A 5,199-nucleotide genomic window follows, 5' to 3' on the forward strand; every position below is an offset into this window, starting at 1 on the left:
TCATTAACTCCGCTAATAGGAGACTGAAACCGGTTCTAGCCGTCAGCGAAACCCAGCGCTGTGAGACAGTTCCAATCATTAACTCCGCTAATAGGAAACGCACCAAGGCGATTAAATATACGCTGATGGTGATCATAGAAGACGTCGTACATATCGCGACGCACGCTCTGCCACGCTCTGCATGAATGCCGTCTTGGTCTATTGTTGCGGGAAAGGTAAAAAATAAATTGTACGGAATCATGTTACGTAAAGGAGACTGCCGGGAATGTCGTCTTTGCCAAGACGTTTGGAAGTTCGGCTTGATGAACAGCGTTTTAAAGTATTGGAAGAGGAATCACAACGTAGAGGCAAGTCCGTATCAGAACTTGTGCGAGAGGCTATCGATGCACGCTATCCGGCAAGAGAAGCACGGATTCTGAAAAAGCTAAAGGCTGTCGAAGAGCTAGGCAAGGTTGAAGCACCTGTTTCAAGCTGGGAGCAAATGGAAGAGGAAATTCGTAGAGGAATGCTCGGATGAAGCGGGTGTTCGTTGACACCAATATTCCTATGTATTGGGGTGGAGCCGAGAGTGCATACAAAGAACCATGCGGGTATATTCTTGGGGCGATAGCAAGAGAAGAACTCTATGGCGAAACCAGTGCTGAAGTTTTTCTGAAAAATATTCCTTTAGCCCAAGGGATCTTTTACATCTGGCAGTGATGAGCAACAACAATATAGATACTATCATAAGCGCTGATAAAGATTTTGACCATGCGGATACTATCCAAAGGATAGATCCGCTTGATTTTGAAGATTGGTTGATAGGTCAGCAATTGAGAACGATTAAGGCCTAAGAGGAAAAAGGGGAGAAGAACGTCCCCTGAGTCCTTAATCTTGGTTACCTTTAGCTTCCAGAAATGCGTTTACTTCCTGGACATAGCGTGTATACTTATCTATCGCTTGCTTTATGCTTGCATACACTATTTCGTCTTTCAATATCTCATACTCGTGGACTATTCTATTGCGCAATCCGGCAGATGGAGCCAGGCTTTCTGCAAGTTCGCTAGAGATTAGTCCAACATCGGAAGCACGAATAAAAGATGTATAATAATCTCTTGGCGGCTCACCGGTCTCTTCGATCAAAACATGTGCATTGATATCAGATGCTGTCTCAACAAGAAGTTGTATCAGTCGCTCAATAGCCCTGCGTTTTGTAAAATCGCTTTTATACTCTTGAAGCGAAACGCTGGATAGCTGTTTAAGCTCCTTTAAATATCCCTGCAAAGAGATTAATTTTCGTCTTACTAGGGCAGCATTAAGCACCTGGCTTCATCTCCGCTATAAACCTTTCAACAGCCTGCTTGTCTTGCTCAAAGAACTTTCTTGCATCCATATGCATCTTAACTGCCTTTAGCCTAAATTCATCAGCTAAGCCTGAGCGTTGCTCGAAAACCAACATACCCTTTGTGGCAACTTCAAACGATAGGAGCGGGTCGGCGATGTTTAATATAATAAGATCTATCTTATCGGTAGCCAATGCGTTGGCAAGCTTATCACTTAATAAAAGCGATTCCTCTACACATAAAAGGCGGTCCGGGCAAGAGCGCAGCAACACCCCGATGTCTATATCGCTGCCAGCGTGATATTTACCTGTAACAGCCGAGCCGAAAAGGTATACCAACAATATATTCTTATCTGGCTCAAGAACACGCCTTATCTTCTCTGCAATATTTTTTGGTTTTATCATAAGCAATCGCCAACTTCTATCATGCACCAATTATAGTTAAACTTCCCAATAGTTCCAATTATACGCTATACGCAATGCGATTATAATATCACAGGGATTTTCAATCGGGTCTCGATCAGGTGTTATATAATCAGATACATGATCCAATTAAAAAACGTAACCTACCATTACGGTAAGGATAAAAAGAAAATAACGGCGCTCGATGATGTGAGCCTTACTATCAAGGAAGGCGAGTTTGTTGCCGTGCTGGGGGCGAACGGATCGGGAAAATCCACGCTGGCTCGGCACATCAACGGCCTGCTTATACCATCTAAAGGGGAAGTGCTGGTGGATGGTATATCGACTGCTGATCGTGAAGAGCTGTGGAAGGTGCGCTCATTGGTGGGCATCGTCTTTCAGAACCCGGATAATCAGATCATCGCGACAAGCGTTGAAGACGATGTGGCGTTCGGCCCCGAGAACTTAGGCGTTGAGCCGGATGAGATCCGGTCTCGCATTCGGGAGGCGCTTGCAGCGGTCGATATGGCCGATTACGCGAAACGCGAGCCGCACCTGCTTTCGGGCGGGCAGAAACAGCGGGTCGCCGTTGCCGCCTCGCTTGCCATGCATCCAAAATATCTGGTCTTTGATGAGGCCACATCTATGCTCGACCCCAGGGGAAGCGCCGAGATAATCGCCACGATCAAGAAACTTAAAGGAGACCTCGGTATTACCGCCATCCATATCACCCACATTGCGGACGAGGCTGTTTTAGCCGATAGAGTCATCGTTTTATCGGGGGGCGCCGTAGTCCGGGACGGTCCGCCGCACGCAATATTTTCCGACATCCGTGCGCTCATGGCTGTAGGGGTGGGGGCTCCGCGGGCAAGGCTGATCGCCGAAGAACTCATCCGGGCGGGCGTAAAGCTTCCGGGCACGATTCTTACAGTGGATGAGCTGGTGGAGGCGCTATGCTAAACTTTAGCATCGCGCTTATAGAATGTATCGATCTTGGATTTACCTACATGCCGGGCACACCTCTCACAAGCGAAGCGTTAAGAAACATCAACCTGTCTGTCGAAGAGGGAGAGTTTATCGCCTTTATCGGACCGACCGGCTCGGGTAAATCGACGCTAATCCAACACTTTAACGGGCTCTTGACCCCTACCGAAGGTAAAGCGGTCTTCAAAGGAAAACAGATTGGCGTGAATATACATCCCTACGAGGTGAGACGTGAAGTCGGCCTGGTATTTCAGTTCCCGGAGAGCCAGCTTTTTGAAGAGACGGTGGCAGAAGACGTATCCTTTGGCCCACGAAACCTTGGGCTGTCGGGTGAGGAAGTATCCGAGCGGGCCGAAGAAGCCCTGGAGCTGGTCGGCCTTAGCTACGACCGGTTTGCGGGCAGGTCGCCGTTTGAGTTGAGCGGTGGGGAACAGCGCCTTGTTGCAATTGCGGGCGTTTTGGCCATGAAACCGCGCATGCTTGTCCTGGACGAGCCGACGAGCGGTCTCGATGCCCGGGGAAAGGCCAGGGTTATGCGGTGCCTAACAGAGCTTAACCGCGATGGGATGACGATAGTTTTCGTGTCCCACGACATGGATGAAGTTGCCGAGTTTGCGCACCGCGTCGTCGTTTTGGACAAAGGGCGTATCGTTTTCGACGGCGACCCCGGAACGGTATTTTCTCAGGCGGGTGTTCTTAAAAACATCGGCCTTAATATCCCGGCGACGACGGAGTTGCTGGTTAAGCTAAGCGGGCGCGGGTTCGATCTTGATACCGGCGCCGTTAGCCTCCGGGAGACCGTAAACCTGGTATGCAACGCCCTAAAAGGAGAACAACGCCTGTGAAGCCGGGCTTGGCAATCGGTCAGTATTATCCATCGGACTCAATCGTTCACAACGCCGATCCCCGGATAAAAATTCTGCTTGTCGCTGCTTACGCGCTGGCGGTGTTTTTTATCGGAAATTTTACCGGCTTTGCCGTCATTGGGGTTATGCTGGGCGGGCTTGTGATTCTGGGCGGGCTTGCAATCGGTCTCGTGCTGCGCGGAATCCGCCCACTGTTTGTTATACTGGCCTTTACCCTACTGGTCCAGCTCTTCACGGGAGGAGAACCGTGGGCGTTAATCGGGCCGCTAAAGATAAGCATCCCGGGATTTAAAACCGGCATGTTTCTTGACCTTCGCCTCATCTTATTAGTGATCGGCGCGTCTCTTTTAACGCTTACCACCACGCCGGTTGCGCTTACCGACGCGCTCGAGTATTTGCTCTCACCCCTTAAAAGGGTGGGTGTGCCATCGCACGAGCTGGCGATGATGATGACAATCGCGATGCGCTTTATCCCGATTCTCTCCGCTGAGGCCGATAAAATCATCAAGGCACAGGCGGCACGGGGCGCCAGGTTTGATTCGAGAAACCCGGTAACCAGGGCCCGCAGCTTCATGCCGATCCTTGTCCCGCTCTTCGTAGGCGTTTTCAGGCGGGCCGACGATCTAGCCGAAGTAATGGAAGCGCGCGCCTACCGTGGCGGCAAGGGCCGCACCAGGATGCGCGAGCTGAAAATGAAACCCGGCGATTGGTTTGGCTTTGCCGTTGTGATGCTATTACTTGCGGGGATGGTATGGGTTGGAAGAATGCCGGTCATATAGTAAACATAAGAAGTGGCATAAGAAGTGACATGCCGAAACAGAGGCCAAAAGATACGCGAAAGACTTACGAAAAGATATGCGAAATATAAAACTGACGCTCGAATACGACGGAACGAATTATAGCGGATGGCAGAAGCAGGTCAAGCAGCAGGTGCGTACGCTGCAAGGGGAGCTTGAGGCGAACTTAAGCACGCTTCTCGGCGAGCCGATCGAGGTGAATGCGGCTGGCCGGACCGATGCCGGTGTGCATGCATTCGGCCAGGTGGTAAACTTTTTTACGCGCTCCGATATGCCGCTTAAGCGGATTCCTTATTCGTTGAATGCACTGCTTCCGGGGGATATGGCGGCAAATGGTGTGGAAGAGGTACCTGAGGCATTCGATGCCCGCAGGGACCCTCGGTGGCGTGAATACCATTACTATATCCTAAACCGCTCCTATCGCTCGGTATTTGCGGATAAGTTCGTCCATCACGAGGCGAAGCCGCTTGATGCCGAGGCTATGGATGCGGCTGTGCGGCACCTGCAAGGCCGGCACGATTTTACCTCGTTTTACACTATGCCGCACAAGCCCGAGAACGCCGCCCAAAATCCCGTGAGGACCATCCTTGAGATATCCTGCAAACGCTCATCCGACATCGCCTGGGCGGGAGAGCCACTTGAGGGACTTATAGCGCTCCACGTGCGCGCCCATGCCTTTCTGCACAACATGGTCCGCATTATCGCCGGCACCGCAATCGATGCCGGTCTCGGTATCATATCCCCACAGGATATCGAATCCATTCTGGGTGCAAAAGATAGAATGCGGGCGGGAAGAACTGCCCCAGCCAAGGGCCTCACGTTGGTCAGG

Annotated in this window: 9 protein-coding genes; 7 read left to right on the plus strand and 2 right to left on the minus strand. The window is 51.0% G+C overall.

Translation table 11 applies throughout. The annotated features are described in order from the left end of the window. The 3 genes from COY37_RS05035 to COY37_RS05045 form a co-directional block, all read left to right on the plus strand. The coding region (locus COY37_RS05035; protein WP_286976535.1) for a hypothetical protein at positions 1 to 185 on the plus strand (185 nt) is incomplete at its 5' end. Between the two features lie 80 nt (positions 186 to 265). Further along, the gene (locus COY37_RS05040; protein ID WP_286679418.1) at positions 266 to 517 is read left to right on the plus strand and encodes a ribbon-helix-helix protein, CopG family; all 252 of its coding nucleotides are present in this window, start codon (positions 266 to 268) and stop codon (positions 515 to 517) included. Then, on the plus strand, positions 514 to 699 hold the full coding sequence (locus COY37_RS05045; RefSeq protein WP_286679417.1) for a hypothetical protein: 186 nt from the start codon (positions 514 to 516) through the stop codon (positions 697 to 699). Before COY37_RS05040 ends, COY37_RS05045 begins: the two co-directional genes overlap by 4 nt. A gap of 168 nt (positions 700 to 867) precedes the next feature. On the opposite strand, the gene hepT is transcribed toward COY37_RS05045, so the two are convergent. After that, positions 868 to 1,302, minus strand: coding sequence for a type VII toxin-antitoxin system HepT family RNase toxin (gene hepT / locus COY37_RS05050; protein WP_286679416.1), 435 nt, complete (start codon positions 1,300 to 1,302; stop codon positions 868 to 870). After that, complete coding sequence (mntA, locus tag COY37_RS05055; protein WP_286679415.1) at positions 1,295 to 1,726, minus strand: type VII toxin-antitoxin system MntA family adenylyltransferase antitoxin; 432 nt, start codon at positions 1,724 to 1,726, stop codon at positions 1,295 to 1,297. The genes hepT and mntA overlap by 8 nt, the downstream gene beginning before the upstream one ends. A 126-nt stretch (positions 1,727 to 1,852) precedes the next feature. On the opposite strand from mntA, the gene COY37_RS05060 reads away from it, so the two are divergent. From COY37_RS05060 to truA, 4 genes are all read left to right on the plus strand, one after another. Further along, positions 1,853 to 2,683: an energy-coupling factor transporter ATPase gene (locus COY37_RS05060; RefSeq protein WP_353682487.1), complete on the plus strand. Its 831-nt coding sequence runs from the start codon at positions 1,853 to 1,855 to the stop codon at positions 2,681 to 2,683. Continuing rightward, positions 2,677 to 3,552: an energy-coupling factor transporter ATPase gene (locus COY37_RS05065; protein WP_286976541.1), complete on the plus strand. Its 876-nt coding sequence runs from the start codon at positions 2,677 to 2,679 to the stop codon at positions 3,550 to 3,552. The genes COY37_RS05060 and COY37_RS05065 overlap by 7 nt, the downstream gene beginning before the upstream one ends. Beyond that, positions 3,549 to 4,352, plus strand: coding sequence for an energy-coupling factor transporter transmembrane component T family protein (locus COY37_RS05070; protein ID WP_286679412.1), 804 nt, complete (start codon positions 3,549 to 3,551; stop codon positions 4,350 to 4,352). The genes COY37_RS05065 and COY37_RS05070 overlap by 4 nt, the downstream gene beginning before the upstream one ends. 76 nt (positions 4,353 to 4,428) lie before the next feature. Further along, positions 4,429 to 5,199, plus strand: a 771-nt coding sequence (truA, locus tag COY37_RS05075; RefSeq protein ID WP_286976543.1) for a tRNA pseudouridine(38-40) synthase TruA, incomplete at its 3' end; no start/stop codon positions are given.

The sequence above is a fragment of the Candidatus Aquicultor secundus genome, assembly GCF_002791875.1.
Classification (GTDB): Bacteria; Actinomycetota; Aquicultoria; order Aquicultorales; family Aquicultoraceae; genus Aquicultor_A; species Aquicultor_A secundus.